At 68.4% G+C, this 21,443-nt stretch carries 14 protein-coding genes and 1 pseudogene; 11 read left to right on the top strand and 4 right to left on the bottom strand.

Going from position 1 to position 21,443, the window contains the following annotated elements:
- Nucleotides 1-27: 27 nt before the first annotated feature.
- Nucleotides 28-1,191: a transposase gene (locus OG389_RS36650; RefSeq protein ID WP_443059180.1), complete on the bottom strand. Its 1,164-nt coding sequence runs from the start codon at nucleotides 1,189-1,191 to the stop codon at nucleotides 28-30.
- 440 nt (nucleotides 1,192-1,631) lie between these two features.
- Between OG389_RS36650 and OG389_RS00425 the strand changes: the two genes are divergently transcribed.
- Nucleotides 1,632-2,069, top strand: a complete 438-nt coding sequence (locus OG389_RS00425; protein ID WP_328296420.1) for a subtilase-type protease inhibitor — start codon at nucleotides 1,632-1,634, stop codon at nucleotides 2,067-2,069.
- 362 nt (nucleotides 2,070-2,431) lie between these two features.
- Here OG389_RS00425 and OG389_RS00420 read toward each other — a convergent pair whose 3' ends face one another.
- Nucleotides 2,432-5,185, bottom strand: coding sequence for a hypothetical protein (locus OG389_RS00420; protein WP_328296419.1), 2,754 nt, complete (start codon nucleotides 5,183-5,185; stop codon nucleotides 2,432-2,434).
- Nucleotides 5,186-6,836: 1,651 nt separating this feature from the next.
- Here OG389_RS00420 and OG389_RS00415 point away from each other — a divergent pair.
- Together OG389_RS00415 and OG389_RS00410 are read left to right on the top strand one after the other, a co-directional pair.
- Nucleotides 6,837-7,037, top strand: coding sequence for a hypothetical protein (locus tag OG389_RS00415; protein ID WP_328296418.1), 201 nt, complete (start codon nucleotides 6,837-6,839; stop codon nucleotides 7,035-7,037).
- Nucleotides 7,038-7,314: 277 nt separating this feature from the next.
- Entirely contained in the window at nucleotides 7,315-7,893 is a 579-nt protein-coding gene (locus tag OG389_RS00410) for an ATP-binding protein (RefSeq protein ID WP_328296417.1), read from the top strand.
- Nucleotides 7,894-8,757: 864 nt separating this feature from the next.
- On the opposite strand, the gene OG389_RS00400 is transcribed toward OG389_RS00410, so the two are convergent.
- Together OG389_RS00400 and OG389_RS00395 are read right to left on the bottom strand one after the other, a co-directional pair.
- Nucleotides 8,758-9,828 carry a terpene synthase family protein gene (locus OG389_RS00400; protein ID WP_328296416.1) on the bottom strand — a complete coding sequence of 357 codons (1,071 nt, stop codon included), beginning with the start codon at nucleotides 9,826-9,828 and terminating at the stop codon, nucleotides 8,758-8,760.
- Between the two features lie 501 nt (nucleotides 9,829-10,329).
- Nucleotides 10,330-10,892 (bottom strand): annotated as a pseudogene (locus tag OG389_RS00395) (1-deoxy-D-xylulose-5-phosphate synthase N-terminal domain-containing protein); the annotation flags it as partial.
- Nucleotides 10,893-12,415: 1,523 nt separating this feature from the next.
- On the opposite strand from OG389_RS00395, the gene OG389_RS00390 reads away from it, so the two are divergent.
- The 8 genes from OG389_RS00390 (at nucleotide 12,416) to OG389_RS00355 (ending at nucleotide 21,390) form a co-directional block, all read left to right on the top strand.
- Nucleotides 12,416-13,492 carry a polyprenyl synthetase family protein gene (locus OG389_RS00390; protein WP_328296375.1) on the top strand — a complete coding sequence of 359 codons (1,077 nt, stop codon included), beginning with the start codon at nucleotides 12,416-12,418 and terminating at the stop codon, nucleotides 13,490-13,492.
- 235 nt (nucleotides 13,493-13,727) lie between these two features.
- Entirely contained in the window at nucleotides 13,728-14,729 is a 1,002-nt protein-coding gene (locus OG389_RS00385) for a beta-ketoacyl-ACP synthase 3 (protein WP_328296415.1), read from the top strand.
- A gap of 76 nt (nucleotides 14,730-14,805) precedes the next feature.
- A complete protein-coding gene (locus OG389_RS00380; RefSeq protein WP_328296377.1) occupies nucleotides 14,806-15,045 on the top strand; it encodes a phosphopantetheine-binding protein in 240 nt (79 codons plus the stop codon).
- Between the two features lie 293 nt (nucleotides 15,046-15,338).
- Nucleotides 15,339-16,373, top strand: coding sequence for a mevalonate kinase (gene mvk / locus OG389_RS00375; RefSeq protein ID WP_328296378.1), 1,035 nt, complete (start codon nucleotides 15,339-15,341; stop codon nucleotides 16,371-16,373).
- Nucleotides 16,370-18,544: a phosphomevalonate kinase gene (locus OG389_RS00370; RefSeq protein WP_328296414.1), complete on the top strand. Its 2,175-nt coding sequence runs from the start codon at nucleotides 16,370-16,372 to the stop codon at nucleotides 18,542-18,544. Before mvk ends, OG389_RS00370 begins: the two co-directional genes overlap by 4 nt.
- Nucleotides 18,541-19,035, top strand: coding sequence for a hypothetical protein (locus tag OG389_RS00365; protein ID WP_328296413.1), 495 nt, complete (start codon nucleotides 18,541-18,543; stop codon nucleotides 19,033-19,035). Before OG389_RS00370 ends, OG389_RS00365 begins: the two co-directional genes overlap by 4 nt.
- Nucleotides 19,032-20,126, top strand: coding sequence for a hydroxymethylglutaryl-CoA reductase (locus OG389_RS00360; protein ID WP_443059178.1), 1,095 nt, complete (start codon nucleotides 19,032-19,034; stop codon nucleotides 20,124-20,126). The genes OG389_RS00365 and OG389_RS00360 overlap by 4 nt, the downstream gene beginning before the upstream one ends.
- Nucleotides 20,116-21,390 carry a hydroxymethylglutaryl-CoA synthase gene (locus OG389_RS00355; RefSeq protein WP_328296382.1) on the top strand — a complete coding sequence of 425 codons (1,275 nt, stop codon included), beginning with the start codon at nucleotides 20,116-20,118 and terminating at the stop codon, nucleotides 21,388-21,390. Before OG389_RS00360 ends, OG389_RS00355 begins: the two co-directional genes overlap by 11 nt.
- Nucleotides 21,391-21,443 lie beyond the last annotated feature (53 nt).

Below are 21,443 nucleotides of genomic sequence, written 5' to 3'. Positions count from 1 at the left end.
GCCGGTCCCTGCGGTGAGGCCCCGCTCTCAGCGCATACCCGGGCGCGGAGCGGTCTGTTGGATCTGGCCGTTGTGCTGCTGGGGCTGATGCGTCGTGGTCTCCGGAGCGCCGGGTCCGGGCCGGGTGTGGGATTGCAGTGCGCGCTCGCGTGACTGGGCGGCGATCCGTGCGGCCCGGGCCGCGATGCCTTCCGAGCCGGAGGGATCGAGCACCCTCGCCCGGTCGAGCGCGTTGAGTGCCGCCAGGGTCTGCGGGCGGCTCACGCGCAGGTCGTCGAAGCGCTGCCGTGCATGCGTGTGGCGCCGGGTGGCTTCGGCGACCTGATCGGCGGTGACGCGAGGGCGGCCGAACTCCACCCTCCCGCTGGCCTGGCGGCTCTTGAGGTCGTCCAGGTCGCGGCTGGTGTCACCGATGGCCTGGTAGGCCCGGTTGACGGCGTCCAGCCCGAGCCCGGCGCGGTCCATGAGCTGGATGCGCACCTGGTGCATGCCGGTGCTCTCGGCCGCGTGGGGGAAGTGCCGGTGCAGAGCGTCGCGGGCGTGCTGGCGCTGCTCACCCAACGCCTGGTCGATGCGTGTTTCGGCAGCGGTGATGTGTGCCTCGAACGCATCGTGGTCAGCCTGGGTCTCGGCGGCGGTCGTGCGGGGTATGAGTGGCAGGGTGGCCTGGGCTGCCGCCACGAAAGCCTGGTGCTTGGCCTGCTCGGCTGCTGCCTCGGCTTCGTCCAGAACGGAGCCGTGCATCAGCACGCAGTGCCGGGCGTTGAGGTCGTCGAGTCTCTTCTCGAAGTACTCGCGTGCCTCGAAGGCGTCGGCTTCCTCGGGGTCGCGTGGCCGTGCGTCGAGCCAGTGCAGGCCCCGGGAGGCCGCGGCCGTGTGCGCGTCGGGGCGGATGAGGTTGAGGGCGACGACGGAGTAGACGTGTTCGAGGTGGGTCTTCGCGAGGCCGCGATAGCGGGCTCTGCGGTTACCGGTGACGGCTGTGGCCTGGCGGATGGTGCCCTCGACGCCGGCGCGCAGGGCGTATGCGGTTTGCCAGTCGGTGTCCTGCTGGGCGGCGTGGTTCGTGTTGATCAGTTCCTGCAGGTCCCGTGGGCGCAGGGCGAGCTGGCGGCCCTGGTGTGTGGCGTCGGTCTTGCTGCGGACGGGCGATGCAGGCTTCTCGCCTTCGTCCTGACACCGGGACCCCACGGTGACGGGCCCCCTTGGCCCGCCTGCCGGCCGCCGCGGTGCAGGGCCGTACCCCCTTTGGCCCCTCATCCAGGGCCGAACGACCCCTGTAGGAAAGCACCTTGGAGGCGCGACGCTGAACCAGGAAACGAAGGGGGGAGCGCTTCCCATCCCGGGAAGGGTTGACCACCGATTCCTCCCATCGGTGAGGGTCCCGAAGCGTCCCTCACCGACCGCGCGGCACTGATCGCGAGTGCCGCACGGACGTTCCAGCACCGCCGAAGGCTCGGCTTCACTCCCGGCTCCAGCAGAGCGCACCGCCGCTGCGTGCCATCGAACGTACGGCTCGGCCCAGGTGGTGGTGTCACGGGAGTAGGCCCTGCTGGCAGACGTCCCGTCTTCGGCGGGGCGCGCCATGCGTCAGGCGGGATCCCCCGCATCCGTGGACCGAAGGAGGAACCATGTTGACCAGAAACCGCAGAACTGCCGGAATCCTCGCAGCAGTCGCAGCCGTCACCACGGCACTGGTGTGGGGGCCGACTCCCGCTTCCGCCGCCCCCGAAACCGTCGCCTCACCGTATGCGCCCTCGGCCCTGGTGCTGACCTTCGGGCAGGGAGAGTCAGGGGCAACGACGACGCCCGAGCGTGCCGTCACCCTCACCTGTGCCTACGCTCCCAACGGAACACACCCCACCCCAGCAGAGGCGTGCGACGCACTGCAATCGTCGCAGGGCGGACTCAGTGCCCTCACGCCCACGCATGAACAGATGTGCACCTTCATCTACCATCCGGTTACCGTCACGTTGCAAGGGGTGTGGCGAGGACACCGGGTCGACGAAGCACGGACGTTCTCCAACAGCTGCATCAAGGATCTCTACGGTCCACTTGTACGTTTCTGAGTCAGCCCCGTCCAACTCCGGACAACATCCGAATACATCCCCGCCTGGTCCGAAAATAGAGGATGAGACCAGTTCAGCGGGGTGGCTGGTGGGATGCGTTCATGCGGCTTCGATGGGGTCGAAACGGACGGTGTCCAAGATCTCGCGGGACCTCACATGGACATGCGGCGGTAGTGCCGGGAGGATGGTGATCCGCTGCCGGTGGAGATGTCGGATGCGGCGGTGTTCTGTTCGTCTATTTGCGGGTCTCTCTGGCAACCAGCAGCAGCCGCGCCGGCGTCCTCGTCCACACCATGCACAAGGTCACCTGACGTCCCGGAGACAGACGCGTCCCGACCCGGGCCCGCCCGGAACGTGGCCCGTCAGGCTTCGAACTGGGCCGGCTCCTCGTAAGCCTCGGCCGCCGCCGGCTCCTCGTGGGCCTCGGCCGCCGCGGGTTCCTGGTAGGTCTCGGTCGCCGCGGGTTCCTCGTAGGTGTCGGCCGTGACAGGTCCCTCGTAGATCTCGGTCTGGGCCGGCGCCTGGTACGTGTCGGTCAGGGCCTGGTCTTGAACGGGTGTCTGCTCCGTCACGGGTACGGCAACGGAGGCTTGCGCAGGGACTTGCTCCTCGGCCACCGGTGCGGGGGCTTCCACGGGCTGCTGCAGGGCGGTCCCCTCCGGGGCCGGGGCCTCCTCCGGGGCCGGGTCCTCCCCCTGGGCCGGGGCCGGTTCGACACCCGTCTCGCCCACCGGCGTTTCCAATGGCATGCTCGGAGATCCGCCACTCGCCAGACGGAGCGAGTTCGCCGGATCCGTCAACGCCTCGACCCTGATCCCGCCCAGCCTGTCGACGGGAGCCGAAGACGTCTCGTCCGCCTGCTGCCCCCGGCCCTCCTGCTCCAGATCCTGCAGCGCGTCACCCGTCCTCTCGAGGTCACCGGACCGGAGCCTGTCTGGCGAGCTGTCGGTGCCATCGGATGACTCGTCGAGAGGTTCGTCGCGGAGTGCCGGACCCATGTCGTACGTGTCCTGCACTTCGTCGTCGGCTTCGTCTTCACCGAAGCCGGCGTCCCGCTTCTGCCGGGGCGAATCAGCCGAGCCGGCCCGGTCGTGGGGCTCGTCCAAGGGGGTGTTCATGAGCGTGTCATGGAAGGAGCGCGCCCGCTTCACCTCCCAGGTGTCGGCATAAATCCCGGTGACGTTCCTGAAGACGTACGAAGGGAACTCCAGCAGGGAGGGGCTCGGGCGGTACTGGTATGCGTTCCCGTTGGCCCCCAGGTCGTAGGACGTGCTCCACCCGTCGTCGTGGGTCACGTCAGGGTGGTCCGCGAGGTACTCGCCCCACGCCTTTTTCATGTCGTCGGCGACGACTTCCCGGCCCGGATCGCCGTCCCCGTACCTCGAAGCGGCGGCCCGTCCCGCCTCGAATCCGTCAAGGCCGCCCTCGACGGCCTGGCGAGGCATGGTGTCGAGACTGTTTTCCACGCCGACGAGATTGCGCTGCCTGGAAGCGATCTTGTCCTCGCCCCACCCCTTGGCCACAGCCGAATCCAGGCGCTCCCGGAACTCGTCCCGCAACTCGGCGGAGATCGCCTCCCCGCTTTCCTGCGTCCGCTCCGCCTCCGGCAGTTCGAACCACCGCTCGGCGAAGGAGTTCCGGACCTCTTCCTTCCAGCAGTCGGCATTCTCGTTGCACAGGTTGTCGTGCGTCTGGTGAAGATGCGGACCGATGATCTTCTCGTTGACTTGCTCGAGAGGGCCGAGGGCGGCGCCGGCAACGGAAACCCCAAGATTGGCTCGCGCTGCCGCCCTTTCCACCGCCACGCCGCTCCTGGCCCGCTCCTCCCCGTCCGTTGCCCGCGAGTCGGGTTCTTCTGCGTCCAGGGCGTCCGCCGCCCCTCGCCGTTCCTCGGCCGCTAGCCCCGGGTGATCTTCCGAAGCGCCGCCGCGCCTTGCCTCCTCCTGCTCTTCTGCCGACACCGACGACGCCCCCCTGGACGGGTCGTCGACGTCCAGGGCCGGGCTGCATCCGAGACCGGACGCAGACCGCTTGGGACGACATGACGCCGAGTCCGCGGCTGAGGTGCTCTCCGGCGGATCGGTCCTGGCCGGCTGTGCTTTCGGGAGGGGGACAGCGCCCTTGGTGGGCTTCATCGTTTCCGGCTGGGTGACGATGTCAGCAAGGGGCAGGGCTGCTCCACACGATTTGCAGGGCGGCTTGGTTTCGCCCACCGGTTTGCCCTTCCCCGGTACCTCGGGCCCCCGCCCCTCGACGGCCTCGGAAGCCACCGGCCTGTCCTCCGTGGCACCCAGGGTGTCGTGATACTGGTTCAAAGTGTCACATTCGGCACACTTGCCGTGCCACGGTTCGGGGCCGACCCTTTTCGGCTCCTGCAGTTTCGGTTCCCTGCCCTGGGCTCTGGCATTTTCCTCCTCCTGCGCGTTCGCGGTGCCGGCTCTTTCGTCCTCCGCGCGCTGCTTCTCGCGAAGGCTGGACTCGGCTTCGCCATAGGCCCGCTCACCGAGGCTTCCCGGCCGGAGGGGATCCTGTCCGCCTGACTCTCCGAGGAAGAGCCGTCCGTTTTCCGTCTCCAGGGCGGAGACCGCGCCGCGCAGGTCCTGGCGGACCAGGCTCCTGATGTCCCCCTCGGCGACGCCTGCCTCCCGGAGTGAGTTGGCGTACCCGTTCTCCAGCGACTGCGCGTGCTCCCTGGCCAGATAGCGGAGCTGCAGCGCCCGCATCTGATCCTCAGTGGGCGCGAATTGCTGATTGCCGTGCGAAATGTGCAGCCCGGACGTCGCGTCCACGGCAAAGCCCTGCTTCTTCAACCACTTGGTGTATGCGTCCTGTCCTGAGCCCTCTGTCAGGTGCTGCCAGTTGGCCGGATCCCTGAGCCAGGATTCCGCAGAGAACTTCCCTTCGGGGTTCGCGGTCAGTACTGATGTGCTGCTCGCGGGGCCAGAAGGGTCCGAAAGCGCGAAGGCCTGTCCTGCGCCGATGGAGCCGCCCGCGACCACGGCCAGGCCGACCGCGGCGATCCTGGCGCCCGTATGTCCGCTGCCTCCCGCCCGGAGCCGCGGCTGGGCGGGCTTCCGGTGCTTTCCCTGGGCGCGCCGCTTCGCATGGGTTCCCACAGTCGTTCGTCCTCTTCGGTAGGGTGCAGGGGCTCAGCCGGTTCGGGCCCGCCCAGCCGGTGAGGCCGTGCGGGGAACGCGTGGGTGACCGGCGGCACCGGCCATGGCTGACGTGCGTCGACGAGGCCAGGGGAAACCACCGGCCGTGATATGCAAAGCCTGGCAGGCCGCCCGCCGCACGGAATCCTCCCGGAGGCGCAACCCGCCCAGCCGCACGGGCGGACACGCTGCCGGCCCGCCCGTTCCAACGATCCGCAATCCGCCCCCGACGTACGACTCAGGGCGTATGGACACCGCGCGCACCCACTGGACGACGCCGCTCCGTATGTGCCGGAGCCCGCCCTGACCTGTGCTTACGGCCGCTTCATCCCACGAACCGGCCGCCGACCAGAAGATCCCGTCGCCCCGCACGCGAGTGCGGTCGGTACGGTCCTCGCCGACGAGAGCGTGCCGGAGCCGGTGTCCTTCGACAGTGCTCGGGCACGGGCGGCACGTCGGTGTCGCACAGGTACGTCTACGCCGCCCGGCGGCTGGACCGGCCGCTGGCCTGCGGGCGGTGTGCTCGTGCGGCTGGACGGGAGGACAATACCCGCCGGACCGGGACATGGAGTCTCTGTCACCTTGAACTCGCAGGTCAAAGGGCTGGTGTGACCGGTTCTCGGGGTGCTCACGCTGGTCGTGGACGACAGCCTGCGGGGTAGATCGTCCGTCAGCGGGGCGGCTCGACGGGAAACGCGATGCAGCAGCGTCGGCGGATGTGCGGGCCTTCCCCACTCCCAGACGCCGGCGGAGAAGACCCTGATGACCCTCGACGACGTCCTCAAGCAGCTCAGCCGGCGCGGGCGGAGGCCCGGGAGGCGGCCGGTCTGTTGGGCCGGGCCGGGCAGGCGGAGGGCGCGGGGGATGTGGCCGCGCTCGGTGACCTCCTGGTCGCCGCCGCCGTTCACGCCGCCGCCCTCGTGCGGTAACGCCCGCAGGCGGCGGCGGAGGCCTTCGAACGAGCCGGCCGCCCGCCGGGCGGGCGCGGGCCGGATGGCGGGCTCGGCGCGCGCTGGAGCGCGCTCCGCGCACCGCCGGGGGCGGCGGCGCCACTGTGGTCCTGACGCTCCTGCTCGCCCTGGTGGAGGCGGTGGAGGCGGCGCGGTTGTGGCATGAGGCGAAGGCATACCGGGAGCAGACAGGGGCGGGGGCCGACGCCGGGCTGCTGCTGCGCGAGGCGGCCACGGCGGCGGGCGCCCCCGCTGCGCGTGCGGGCCGTACGACTCCTTCGCGGACTCGAGTGCCGGGCCGTGGCCCGGCACCGTCCGCACGCGTGGGCCCGGTGGCGCCGCGCCCGCCGCCCGGTTCGGGGCCGCGTGATGTGTACGACGGCTATCAGTCGGCGGGTCGGCTGCGGGTGCCGGTGGCGGTGGGCTCGGGCCGGTGGTCGCCGGCTCGGGCCGGCGGTCGCCGGCTCGGGCCGGCGGTCGGGGGCGGTGGTCGAAGGGGGAGAGGCGGAGGCGGTCCGCGCGGTGCTGTGCGGACCATGTCCAGCGCGGGATGGGTGGCCGACCGCCTCACGAAAGCTCTGGGTGACCCGCTGCAGCTGCGCCGGCCGGGGCGACCGCGTCGGCGGTCGGCCACCTGGGCAAGGCCTGCGCCCTGGTGGAGGTTGGCACAAAGACGACGGCGGGCTGAGTCCGTCAGCGACGCTAAGGCCGCCCGTACTGGCGGCTCGGATGCCACCGTCACCGACCTCCCCGCGAAGAACACCACCACCACCACGAAGCCCGCGAAGAAGACCGCCGCCAAGGCTCCCGCCAAGGAGCAGCCCGAGGCGAAGACCACGAGCCGCAAACCCCGCAGCGCCTGAAGTGCGGCGGGGGTTCTGTCGGGCCGTGGAGGGGGCAGCCTGTCGGCGCCGTTGCCACCCTGGGTCAAGGACGGGCCGATGGACGCGCGTAGAGCTGCGAGTGCGATCGCGGGAGCAAGCCACTCGCACTCGCCGAGGGATCACGCCGTGATTGGAGCATGGGAATCTCTTTGCCTGGGTGACCGTGAGGATTCTGGGACAGGTACGTCAGAAAGGTGTCGAAGCCTCACAGCTCGGACCGTGAGACCGTCCTCCCCGCCCTTGCTTTTCGGCGGGTATGGTCCCCGGTGTCGTGTCCCGGAGTCGCAAAGGTTGCCTCGCATCCGCACGTGTTGGAACGGATGGAACCCCGATGATCCCTTCCGCTTCCGCCTCGGATTCTGCCGAACCTTCGGTCGCGTCCCGCGACCTCCCCCGCCTGCCCGCGCCTTCCCCTGGGGCCGGCGCGCGGCCGGAGGCAGCGCGTTGCGAGGGGGCGAGTGAGCGGATCACTTGGTATCTGGACTTCTCCTTGGAGGCCGCGGCGATGGCACGTCGTGCCATCCAGCCCTATCTGTTGAGGTGGGGGTTGGATGCCGGCAAGGTGGACACGGCACGCCTGCTCGTTTCCGAGCTGGTGGCGAACGCGGTCAAGCACGGCGAGCCGCCGGTGTTCCTGTATCTGGCCCATGGGGAGGGCACCGTGACGATCACGGTCCAGGATGCGGGCCACGGGCCGTCCCGCCCGCAGCCCGACCCCCAGGACACGAGTGCGGAAGACGGCCGCGGGCTTTTCCTGGTCGAGGCGCTGTGCGACTACTCCCGCCTGACCTGCACCCCCAACGGGACCCTGGCCACAGGCGAAATCGGCATATGAATACTGCCCTTGACGGGGCTGCGGTTCATTCGGGTGGTCGCCCTGGGCTGAGACTCGCGCGCTTTTCGCAGCGACTGAAGCGACTCAAGTGGGCGGGCGGCCGGGTTCATGGCTGGGTGAGCCCGGCCGCCCGCACTCGTGATGGCCCCGCCCCTGTGCGAGGGGGGCGGGGGCAAGGTCCAGGGGTACGTTGGGGTCCCCGCCGACGGGGGAGTTCGGCGGGGGCTCCTGGTGAAACGGTAGCTCTCCGTCCTCACGGCTGGGTACTCCGCTAACGCGGGCAGTCCGCCCCACACCGCGCTGACGGTCCGGTCTGCGAGGGCGCCCAGGTGACTGCCACGACTGCGGGCCGCAGCGGTGGCGCCGGCTCGTTCCGGGCAAGGGCATGAAGCGCGACGCCGCGTGCAAGGCCGTCTCCGGGACCTGGGTGTCGGTCTACGACGGGATTCACCGTCACCGACGCCGGCAAGCTCGACATCGACCATATGGTGCCCCTCGCCAACGCCTGACGCTCGGACGCCGGAGCGGCGTAAGGAGTTCGCGAACGACCTGACCCGCCCCCAGCTCCTGGCGGTTTCCGCGGCGGCGAACCGGCCCAAGGGCGACCAGGGCCCCGAGGACTGGCAGCCCCCGGCCAAGGGCTGCTGGTGCACCTACCCGATGGCGTGGATGAACGTGAAGAACACGTACGAGCTCACGGTGACCGAGGCGGAGAGCAGACTGAGATGCTGGAGACGTGCTCATGACCGACCACCAGCCCGACACCACCTTGCAGCCCGACAGTGGTGCCATCCCGGAAGGGCCGGGGGAGGGCGAACGCGACTGGGACGGACACACCGCACAGGCGGGGGACGGATTGCCTGGTCATGACTCGGCCAGATCCCACCACCAGGCGATGGCCGGGTAGGGGGGAGGCCCGGGAGGCAGTGCGGCGGGAAGGGTGCGGGTGATGCGGATGTTGGGGATTGAATCGGGGGCGAAGTAGCGCAGGGTGCTCGTGCCGAAGGCGATGTTTCCCGCGATCACCAGGTCGAGCACCTCGAAGTATCGTGTCATCTGCTCGCTCGCGTCGGGGAGGATCTGTTCACGCAGACGTACGTACACCGCCATCATGCGGTTACGTAGATCGACCGCAGCGTCCACGGCCTGTTCTGGTGAGAGCTCCGGATGGTCGTGCTGGAACGCGCTGAAGAGGTTGTATCCCGCCTTGTCCGGAGCCAGCTCCTTCAGCAGGGAGTACCGGTCGTTGTCCAAGCCGGCGGCGAAAAAACCCGCCTCACACGCGGCCAGCACCTTCGGAGCACGGAGTTCCGCTTCGGGTGGTTCGATGCCCCCGACGGCGTCGAGGTAGCCCAGGGTGGCGTACGTCCCGACGGAGCTGAGCCGCATGGCGAGATACGTGTTGACCCCAAGTTCCTCGCCGCGTTCACGCAGCGCGGTCACCCAGGTCATGTCCCACATCCACACCACCTGATACGTGGTGAACCGGTGGAGCTGCGCGGGGGTCATGACGACTTTGAGACGGCGAAAGACATCCCGGGCGGCAGCTTCGATCAGAGATCCATCATCTACGAAGGTGTCCGCGGCACGCATGATGCGGGTCCACCGGCCGATGTCGTTGATGACATCGAGGGTAGAACCGGGACTCGGGGGCGGAGTGACGCGGTCGTTGACCCCGAATGCCCATGCCGAGTAGTCGGCCAGGACCTGTGCGAGCGCCCCCCTCGCCCGGGGGAAGAACCAGGCTACCAAGGAGGCACCCGTAATCGCGTAGACCTCCGCGGCGTCCCCTCCTCCGCCAAGTCCGAACCGCTTGGCCCAGACTGCACAGCGGGCGACGAGGAGATCTTTCTCGGGGTTGACCTCGCTGTCGAAAGGACAGTAGAAGGTGAGCAGCGCAGGGGACGATGCGGCTGATTCATCAAAGATTTTCATGGACTTACTGCACTCCCTCGTGCGGCGGCGTTCAGCTCGTGGGGATCGTTGCCAGCTTCGCCAGATGGCTCAGCGCACCGTGGCCGACTGGCGCAGGCCAGCGGTGTGCAGGGCTCAAAGGTCCGCAGGCAGTGATCGTTGATCATCTGTTCGCCTGATTCGGCACCCAACACCGCGTCGAGCGTGCGCTGTCGGGTAGCGGTGGCCCGGTGATGCGCGGGGGCGGCCAGGACCGTGTGCTTGCCCTCGTGCAGGTCGTCCAGAACGAGTTCGCCCGTGTTGGACGGGGCACCGAACGCACCCAGCAGCTGGTGGGGGCGCGGGCTCAGGGACTGCAGGGGCTACAGTCCGACCTTGCCCTCTTCGACCGGTGGCGCGGTCAGCAAGACGCGGATCGTGTCGCCGATGCCCTCGTCGAGGAGGATGGCGAAGGCCGTCGATGGGACCGACGTAGGCGAAGCCGGGATCGGTGAACACGTTGCGGCAGCGCCGTTCCTTGTCCCCGGCACGGGGAGAGGTGAGGTGGGCTGCGAGAGCGCCGGTGGTGGGGGCGTAGAAGCGGCCGTTGTCGTTGAGGGCCCCGATCACCGGATGCCCGCCGGTCCCCAGGTTGTTCAGCCCCTCCCACGCCATGCCTCCGGTCAGAGCCGCGTCCCGGACCACCGCCACCGCGGAGCTGTCACCGGCGAGTCGACGGGCCTTGGCCGGCCCGTCCGCATACGACAGGGCGGTCGAGGCGTACCAGTTCTCCACCCAGTCATGCGGGGACTCGGACCGGCACGGATAACTGGACAGCCCGCCCGCCGCAGCACGTCGAAGCCGGCCCGCCGCCCGGTCAACAGCCTGTGCACGTACGCCTGATGGTCGGTATCGAACAACAGCGCGTCACCGGCCTCGACGTCGAAGACCCGGTGCAGAGCGAGGGTGAGCTCCACCACCCCCAGATTCGGCCCCAGGTGACCACCGGCCGCCAACATGTTCCCAACGAGGGAGGAGTGGATCTCGGCAGCCAGCGCGGGCAGCTGACCAGGCGACAGACGGCGTACTTCGGCGGGTCTGTCCATCGCTTCCAGCAGCGGCCGGACGGTTTGGAGGGAGGCGGCAGTGACCATGCGACACCAGCCTTGCTCAGGACAGACACCTTCCTGCCAACCATGCGGAACCCGCCCCATGCAGCTCCGCAGCACAAGCACCAGGATCACCGCACCGACTCGAAACCCGGAAGGCGCACAACACGGCGCTTGGCGTGTACACACGACTACGAAGTGCGCGGCGGCGCACGCCGCATCACTCCCCACAGGTACCGCGGGATCACCCGCCCCGGGCGCGCCGCCCAACCGCGCACGCCCGGGTACCCGAGCACCGCGCCGCCCCCCGACCCCCGCCTGCCCGAAGTCGCCGCTTCGCAGACCGGACACGGGCCAGCCGTCACCCCAGCCTCGTTTGCCACCCACCCCTTGACGGGACTCGATGACCTGGCGCAGTCGGATCTGATTAGATCGACGCCGCCCCGAAGCCCCGGACTGTCCAGGTCTATTGGTCGCCTGCGGCTCCTGTCGTCATTCGTTTACCGATACTCCGCCCCTGGCGTGCGTGGTGGATTGCGTGCCCCCTGCGTATGCAGCGGCACGGCTCCTGGCGGATCCGGACTATGTGCGCCACAGCGCAATTCGTAGTTCGCGTACGCGTACGCGTCAATCGTGGGCGGTGTGCGACTCCACGGGCTCGATCAGCCGGACGATCCTAGGAGTCCGTGCTGTGGTGCTGCTACGGCGTCGCTGCACGGGAGCAGGAAGCTTCCTGCCCTAGAAGCTGTCGTCGATCTCGAGGAGCGGACGAGCGTGATGGCATCCGCTTAGACTCCCCCGAGTACCGCTGTGTGTACCTACTTCCCACCTGGCACTACTTCCCCTGGAACCCCACGTCCCAGTCTCCAGTTATCCACGATCAGGGGGAAGCTTCGCCCCCTCAGCGACATGTGGACGATATTCCGTCCCGCCCGCATCAGCCGAACAGACTCATGTCAGTCGTGGCAGCCATCCTCATCCTCATGGTCTCCATGTGAAGGATCCCGCCCAGTGTCGGGTGATGCAGCAGGAATTCAAGGGACCTGGAACGACAGCGTGGTGACGGGTGGTGGGGTTCTGCGGGGCGCTTTGGTGGGTGGAGTGGCGAAACGGCGCCCACCCACCCAGAGTTTTGAGCGGTGCGCGCCGTGATCGCGCTCTTTCCGCCCTCAAACACGCCTGTACCCGGGCTGGATCTGAGGAGACTCTGGGAGAGCGCATGCGAAAGTCCACCGTATTCAGGATGAGACAAGCGCCTTTCTGAATTCAGGCCGACCTAAGCGGCGAGATCACCCGACCAATGTCGGATCAGGCCTCCAGCACCTGATGGCCGAAATGTGAGCCAACGCTATCAGGAATCATGATTTCGGCCGGAGGTCCACTAGCTGGACATGATTTATTGACCCTATTGCCTTCGACTCAAGATTCTCTCGGGCCCGCCCCTGAAACATCTTGAACTTGGTTGGCTCCCACGACACGCCACCCGTCTCTGCAGCACAGCAACTCGAGGAGGCGCTCCTATGTCGGAGTTCCGCCATTGCCCTGTCTCGATTGCCCGCATCCCTGCTGGCTTGAGTGCCCCATCGCGTTCAGTGGGGGAATTTCTGGCTGCCGCCAGCGGCTACATCCTTCCGTCGATGCAGCGCGCCGTTAGCACCTTGCCTGAGGAGATCCGGAACCTGGCCGGCATCCACTTTGGCTGGTGGGACGCCGCAGGAGACTTCACTGATGGCCCCGCCGGCAAGGCAGTCCGCCCTGCGCTGACTCTCGCTGTCTGCCAGGCCATGGGCGGCGCCGGCGCTGATGCCCTCCCCGCGGCCGTCGCGGTCGAACTCGTCCACAACGCCTCGCTGATTCACGACGACCTCATTGACCGCGATGCCACCCGCCACGGACGGCCTACCATCTGGCATCAGTTCGGCCTGCCCGCCGCTGTCCTCACCGGCGACGCACTCTTCTTCCTCGCCATCGACACCCTCCGCCGTGGAAGTCCCGCCCTGGCCGGCCTTGGCGTCACCCGCCTCACGCTCGCCGTGCAGGCCCTCATTGGCGGCGAATACCACGACACTCTGCTGGAAGGGCAGATTCTGCCCATTCTCGACGATGTCATTTCCATGACCGAGGCGAAAACCAGCGTCCTCATCGCCGAGGCATGCGCCCTTGGAGCGATTGCGGCGGATGCCTGCCCCGAACGCGTCGCCCACCTGTATGCGTTCGGTCTCCACCTCGGCTCCGCCTTCCAGCTTGTCGACGACCTCCTCGGCATCTGGGGCGAGTCGGCGACCACGGGTAAGCCCATCTGGTCTGATCTGCGGTCTCGCAAGAAATCCCTCCCCGTCGCCGCAGCCCTGACGTCCGACCACCCTGCCGCATCTACCCTTCGCCGCCTCTACAGCCAACACGGTGCCTTCACTGAGAACCAACTGGTTGAGGTCGCGGCCCTCATAGACGAGGCAGGAGGGCGACGCTGGGCCGCGACCACAGCCGAGGATCACATCGGCAAGGCGATGACTCACCTGCAGGACGCCTCCGCGGCACCCGGCCCGGCGGCCGAACTTAGCGCCCTGGCGCGCCATATTGCCCATCGCGACCACTGACCCGTGCCTCCATCACAGCCGCATGGCATAGCAGGAAGGGGCTTCACCTTCATTCGCAGAATGCGCGAAATGAAGACAAGCCATCCATTGTGCCGAGGGAATTCATCACGAGGCGCGCTGCACCGGTGGTATTCCGCTGGCAGCAACGGCAGGGGCGCAACACTGCCATCAACGCAATGTCTTCGCTGATGAAGATGGCCTCTCCTCCGGCCAGCCAAGAAAAATGGAGTGGAAAGTGAATGACGGTCAAGAACGTCTGGGGGGCGTGGCTCTGGTGGCGCTCAACGGCGCATCTCCACAGCCTGGTTCCCGGATCGTGGGGCTGGGTGCCTACCGGCCCGCGACGGCCGTCTCCAATCAAACCGCGGCAGCCGCAGCGGGCGTCGACGCGCAGTGGATCGTTCAGCGGGTCGGTATACAGGAGCGGCGGCACGCGACCGCTTCGGAGAGCGTGGTGGCGATGGCGGTGGAGGCCGGTGACAAGGCCCTCGCGGACGCTGGCGCCGGTGTCGATGACGTCGATGTGGTCATTCTGGCGACGTGTTCGATGCCCTCGCCGATGCCCAATGGTGCAGCCTCGGTCGCGGCCCGCCTCGGTTGTCGTGCGGCGGCTGGGTTCGATGTGAACGCCGCGTGCTCCGGGTTCAGCCACGCTCTGGCCGTCGCCGATGCCCTGGTCCGGGCCGGCAGCGCCCGCAACGTTTTGGTCGTCGCGTCCGAGAGAATGAGCGACTGGGTCAGCGCGCAGGACCGTAACACCGGGCCGATCTTCGCCGACGGAGCCGCCGCCGCTCTCATCGGGCCCGCCCAGCACCCGGCGGTCTTCCCGGTTGCCTGGGGCAGCGATGGCCACCAGGCTGATCTCATCACCATCCGGCCGCAGACAGGTCACATGGAGATGGCCGGTCGCAAGGTGTTCCGGTGGACGACCAGTGCTCTGATGCCCGTCGTTGAAGCCGCCTGCCGGAACGCCGGAATCACTCCGAATGAGCTGAAGGCATTCGTGCCGCATCAGGCGAACCTGCGCATCATCAGCTCCCTCGCCGAGGCCATCGGTGCCCCGGGCATGGTCACTGCCACGGACGTGGTCTCCTCCGGGAACGCGTGTGCGGCCTCTGTCCCTCTGGCCTTTCACGCCCTGCGCCAGAGCGGGCGGATCCACAGCGGTGATCGGGTCCTCCTCTTCGGGTTCGGCGCTGGCCTCACCTACGCCGCCCAAGTGGTGCTCGCCCCCTGAACCATCACGCACTGCACTGTTGCCCGCCGAACACGGCGCACGTCCCTGGGCGCCGCACCCTTGCCTGGAGGATCTGATGAGCATGGACGTGCAGGCCCTGGCCGTTATCCGGCAGATGGTCGCTGACCTTGCGGGGCGCCCCGTAGAGGAGATTCAGCCCGGCGACCGGCTCCTGGAGGACCTGGACCTGGACTCCCTGCAGATCACTGAGCTCGCCCAGAAGATCGAGAACACGGTCGGCCGACCCGTCGACGAGGACCTCCTCAACGCGGAAGGCACGACGGTCGCCGACTGCGTAGAGATCGCCACCGCTTGACGGGCACAGGCGGTGTGAACCTGTCCTGCCGTAGCTGTAGGGGCCGGCCCATCAGGCAGCACACGCCACCCCACAGCTCATCCTGTCCTTTGGAAGGGGCCTTTGGTGCATGCGACCGTTTGTCCGTCTCCGCCGGCTCCCAAGAGCCCTCCAAGCCTCCCCACCTGTGTCGGTAGCCTGCGCGGCGACTTCGTGTGCGTCCCGCCCGCGTACGGCCTGCGGGAAGAACCGCTGCCGGGTGGGCCCACCTCGGACCCGTGGTCTTCCCTCCGGCCCAGGAAGGTGCCGCTGTCATGACCCGGCCCATTCCCACAGGACTCGAATCACGGACAGGCGGGGCCAATCCGAGCGTTGCGGATGGTGTCTCGGGCAGTGGGGCGGCGCACGCGAAGGCCATCCTGCTGGGTGAGCACGCTGCCGTGTACGGTGCGCCCTCACTGGCTGTCCCCCTGCCCGCGGTCGTCTGCCGTGCCACCGTGACGCCCCGATACGACAGCACGCACGGACTCGTCCGCATCCACTGCAGTCCCATGCTCGCGGGCACCGGCAAAGGCGGGCCCGTTTTCGACAGCACCCCGCCGGGACTGGGGCTCCTCGTTGACGCAGTCCTGCGACGCCCTGCCGCCGCCCGCTTCCTGGGGATCGACGTGGAACTGGCCAGCAGCATCCCGCCGTCCCGAGGGCTTGGGTCCAGTGCCGCTCTGGCCCGGGCCGTGACCCGCGCTCTCGACGACCTCCTCGGGCTGGACCTGACCGACCAGGAGGTCTTCGACTACGTACAGCTCTCCGAGTCGGCAGCCCATGGACAGGCCTCCGGAATCGACGCACTGACCACAGGGGCCACCCGTCCGGTGCTCCTGTCGGGTGGCCGGCCCAGTACACCGCCGGTCGGCTGTGCGATGTGGATCGTCGTCGCGGACTCCGGCACCCCCGGCAGCACCCGCCGGGCCGTCACCATGCTCCGCACATACTTCGACACCCACCTCGCGGCACGGGACAGATTCCTCGCACAGTCGACGGCGATCACCGAGCGTGCCCTGCACGCACTGGAGCAGGGGCACCTCCCCATCGCCGGCGCATGCCTCACCGAAACCCATCAGCTGCTGTCGAACCTGGACCTGAGTACCGAGCGGATTGACCGCCTGGTGGGCGCGGCGCTGGAGTACGGGGCTCTGGGCGCGAAATTGAGCGGGGGCGGGCTCGGCGGTTGCATGATCGCCCTCACTGGCACTTCGGCCGGCGCGGACGCACTGGCCTCTCGTCTCCTCGAACACGGCGCAGCCCACACGTGGACCACCATGGTCGAAAGGAGCGGTGGGGCGGGATGAGGTCTGACGCATGGGCGACCGCGGTCGCCCATCCGAATATCGCTTTGGTCAAGTACTGGGGAAAACGGGATGAGGACCTGATCCTGCCACTGGCCGACAGCCTGTCCATGACCCTCGACATCTTCCCCACCACGACCACCGTCCGCCTCATGCCGGGCCAGGGCCAGGACAGTGCTTTCCTCGACGGCATACCGGCGTCCGGTCAGGCCAGGCGGCGGATCGCCGCCTTCCTGGATCTGGTGCGCGACCGTACCGGTTCCACGGTTCGGGCCCGGGTGGACACGGTGAACACGGTGCCAGTGGGTGCGGGCCTGGCGTCCTCGGCGGCGGGATTCGCGGCCCTCGCGGTTGCGGCGGCCACCGTCTACGACGCGGGCCTGGACACGGTGGGCCTCTCTCGTCTGGCCCGGCGCGGTTCAGGATCCGCCTGCCGTTCCGTTTTCGGCGGCTTCGTCCAGTGGTATGCCGCCTATCCGGGCATCCCCGACCCCGACCAGGCTTCCTATGCTCAGCCCCTGGGCGACGTCCAACTCGAACTCGCGCTCATCGCCGTCCTTGTGGACACGGGTCCCAAGCCTGTATCCAGCCGCGAAGCCATGACACGCACCGTGAGTACCTCACGCCTGTTCCCGCGCTGGCTCGCCGCCACCCTCGAGGATGTCCCGGCGATGCGCGCCGCCTTGAGGGACGGGGATATCGCACGGGTCGGTGCGATCGCTGAGCGCAGTGCGATGGGCATGCACGACACGATGGAGGCGGCCGTGCCCCCGGTCAGGTACCGCACTCCCGCCTCCCGACACGTCCTCGGCCTCGTACGCGCCATGCGCGCACGAGGAGAGCAGACGTGGGCGACGATGGACGCTGGCGCCAACGTCAAGGTCCTCTGTCCCCCGGGGATGCTCCGCGTATCGCGGCCGAACTGGCCTCGATGTCAGGCAGCCGGACCGTCATCGCCGGCCCCGGTCCCGCTGCCACACTCACCCTGGGGGACTGGTGATGAGCCGGACCGTTGTCTGCCGGGCCCCAGGAAACTCTTCGTCGCCGGCGAGTACGCGGTTCTCTCCCCTGGCGAGCCGGCGGTCATCGTGGCGGTCGACCGCTACATCACGGTCACTGCTACCTCCGCCCGGCAGGCCGACGCCGAACTCGTCACCCACCTCACCGGCGGCCCCTACCTGCTGCACCGCGACAGTGACGGACACCTTCCCGGCCGCGTCCACACCCCGCATCCTCCAGCCCTCCGGCACCTGCTTGCGGCCCTGTCCGTCGTCGACGAGTTCCGTGCCGCGTCGCGCGTGCCGCCGCTGCCCGTGCACCTGGCCGTCAGCTCCACCCTGCACGAACTGGGTGTCAAGATCGGACTGGGCTCCAGCGGCGCCGTCACTGTCGCCGCCGTGCACGCCCTGGACACCTTCTATGGCCTGGGCCTGTCTGCCGAGATGCGGCTGCGCCTGGCACTGCTGGCGACCGCGCAGGAGGATCCGCATGCCTCCGGCGCGGACGTCGCCGCCAGCACGTGGGGCGGCTGGATCCGCTACACCGCACCCGACCGCGGCCGACTCCGCCACATGAGCGCCACCCTCGGTGTGGCCGCCGCCCTGCACGCCGACTGGCCCGGCCTCTCCGTTCGCCACGTTGCGCCCCCCGCCACAACTTTGCACGTGGGCTGGACCGGCACGCCGGCCTCCAGCCCGGACAAGGTCGGCCGGCTGCAGGACACCGCCTGGTGGAACAGCGAAGCCCATCAGTGTTTCCTCAACCGCAGCCGCCGCGTGGTCGATGCCCTGGTCCAGGCTCTGCGGCCCGGCGAGAACAGAATTCCCCTCAGTACCATCGAAACCGCCCGCAGACTTCTGTCCACCCTTGACCAGCAGACATCCGCGGGAATCTTCACTCCCGCCCTCACCACCCTGTGTGACGCCGCCAGGCTCCTGGGTGGTGCGGGAAAGCCGTCGGGCGCCGGCGGCGGAGACTGCGGCATAGCTCTCCTCCCCGACGGCGCCGACCCGGACGCCCTGCACGAGGCATGGACGGACGCAGCCATCAGCCCCCTCGCCCTGCGCACCGCCCCGCCGTCCGTCATGACCGGACCAACGACAGGACCGATCGGGCCGAGTCCGCGCACCGTAGCGACTGCCGCGACGGGGCCCGGCACAAGGAGGACTCCGTGACCGCCACAGGCAAGGACGACCACGTCCGCCTCGCCGTCGCCCAACACACCGGGCAGGCCTCCCCTCCCCCCTCTTCCGGCTCTCAGGACAGGCGCTCCAACCCTTTCGATTACATCCGGTTCGTCCACCACGCCCTGGCAGGAACCGACCCTGACCTGGTCACTTTGACCACCCGCGTCGCCGCCGTCTCCTGGGGGGTGCCCCTCTACATCAACGCGAGGACAGGAGGCTCTCCCAAGTCCGGTGCAATCAACCGGGACCTGGCGATCGCGGTCCGTGAAACCGGACTGGCCATCGCCACCGGTTCCATGAGCCCCTACCTCAAAGACCCCTCCACCGCCGACACCTTCACCCCCATGCGCCGCCTGAACCCAGACGGCTTCGTGATGGCCAACCTCAACCCCGCTCTGACCGCCTGCGACCTCCAGATCACCGGAAGCCTGCGCGCCTTCCTGGACCACCCTCCAAGACCCAAAGGCGAACGCCGATGACCATCCACCCCGCCACCGGGCCCGGCCAGACAGCCGCTCCGGCGGACCACTCCACACCGGTGCCGACCCGATGGGTCGGTCCCATACAGATCACAGGGAATGCCGCGTCGGGCGGAATCCACGTGCCCCTGGCCACTTACGAAGCGCCGCTGTGGCCATCCGTCGCACGGGGGGCCAGGATCTCCCGCCTGGTCGACGACGGAATCAGAGTCACCCTGATCGACGAGCGGATGACACGCTCAGTTCTCCTCGAAGCCCCTGATGCTGCGACCGCCTACGCCGCCGCCCAAGCCATCCACGCCCGGACCGAAGAACTCCGAGGCGTGACCAGGCAGTCCAGCCGCTTCGCAAAACTCCTGGCCATCCGGCACGAGATCGCCGGGCCGCTGCTGTTCGTACGTTTCGAGTTCGCGACCGGCGACGCCTCGGGCCACAACATGGCCACTCTGGCCGCCGACCGCCTCATGGCCCACATCCTCACCTACATCCCCGATATCTCGTACGGGTCGATCTCCGGCAACTACTGCACCGACAAAAAGGCCACCGCGATCAACGGGATCCTCGGCCGCGGCAAAAACGCCACCGCCGAAATCCTCGTCCCCCAAGCCGTCGTCGCCGAACGCCTGCACACCACCGCCACGAAGATCACCCGCCTCAACGTCCACAAGAACCTCGTCGGCACCCTCCTCGCCGGCGGGATCCGCTCCGCCAACGCCCACTACGCCAACATGCTCCTCGCTCTCTACCTGGCCACCGGCCAAGACGCCGCGAACATCGTCGAAGGCTCCCAAGGCATCACCTACGCCGACGACCGGGACGGCGACCTGTACTTCTCCTGCACCCTGCCCAACCTCATCGTCGGCACCGTCGGTAACGGCAAAACCCTGCCCCAGGCCGAAGAAGCACTCACCCGCCTGGGATGCCGCGAACACCGCCCCACCGGCGACAACGCCCGCCGCCTCGCCGCCATCACCGCAGCGACCGTCCTGTGCGGGGAACTATCGCTCATGGCCGCCCAGACCAACCCCGGCGAGCTCATGAACGCCCACACCCGCCTCGAACGCGCGAGCGGAACCCGCCATGACAACTGAGCCACCCGTCGGCATCCACGACCTCACCTTCTCCACCACCACTCTCGTCCTGACCCACGACGAACTCGCCCGCCACACCGGCGCTAACCCCGCCAAGTACCGCCACGGCATCGGACAGACCTCCATAAGCATCCCCACCCCGGACGAAGACATCGTCACCATGGCCGCAGGCGCCGGCGCCCCGATCATCGAACGCCACGGGAAAGACAGGATCCGCACCCTCCTCTTCGCCACAGAAACCGGCATCGACCAGTCCAAAGCCGCCGGCATCTACGTCCATCAGCTCCTGGGACTGAACCGCAACGTCCGTGTCGTCGAACTCAAGCAGGCCTGCTACGGCGCCACCGCCGCCCTCCAACTCGCCTGCGCCCTCGTCCGCACCGACCCCACCCAGCAAGTCCTGGTCCTAGCCGGCGACATCGCCCGCTACGACCTCGACAGCCCGGGCGAAGCCACCCAAGGCGCCGCAGCCGCAGCCATCCTCATCGCCGCCCACCCCAACATCGCCGTCATCAACGCCCCCTCCGGCCTCTACACCCGCGACGTCATGGACTTCTGGCGCCCCAACTACCGCACCACCCCCCTCGTCAACGGAAAGAAGTCCGTCGACACCTACCTCGAAGCCCTCACCGCCACCTGGCACGACCACGAGACCCGCGGCGGCCTCCCCCTCGAAAAGCTCCGGGCCATCTGCTACCACCAGCCCTTCACCCGCATGGCGTACAAAGCCCACCACCACCTGCTCAAGACCACCGGCACAACACCCACCCTCCATGCCATCGAAGGTGCAGTCGCGGCCACCACCACCTACAACGAGACCATCGGCAACAGCTACACCGCCTCCCTCTACCTAGCCCTTGCCGCCCTCCTCGACCACGACACCACCCTCGGCGCAGAGACCATCGGCCTCTTCAGCTACGGATCCGGCAGCGTCGCCGAATTCCTCACCGCCACCATCCAGCCCGGATACCCCACCGCGCTGCGCACCCAAGCCCACCAGCACGCCATCGCGACCCGCACACGTATCACCTACGACACCTACCGCCAACTCCACACCGCACAACTCCCCACCGACGGGCAGAAACACCAGATCCCCCACCAGACCCACGGCCCATATCGCCTCGCCGGAATCGACGCCCACCAACGCCACTACGAAGCCAGCTCCCCGCGGTCCCTGGCGAGTAACTCCGCCCCATCACCGACTCCTCCGCCGAACCGGGAGTGTCATGAATCAGGTGGGCACTTGCTCAGAAGGGACCCCTGATGGATGCGGAGAACGGTCACCTGATCGAGGACGCTGACGGCGTGTCGGTTGCG

Source organism: Streptomyces sp. NBC_00435, from assembly GCF_036014235.1.
In the GTDB taxonomy this organism is placed as follows: domain Bacteria; phylum Actinomycetota; class Actinomycetes; order Streptomycetales; family Streptomycetaceae; genus Streptomyces.
This window is presented reverse-complemented; position numbering and strand designations above follow the sequence as displayed.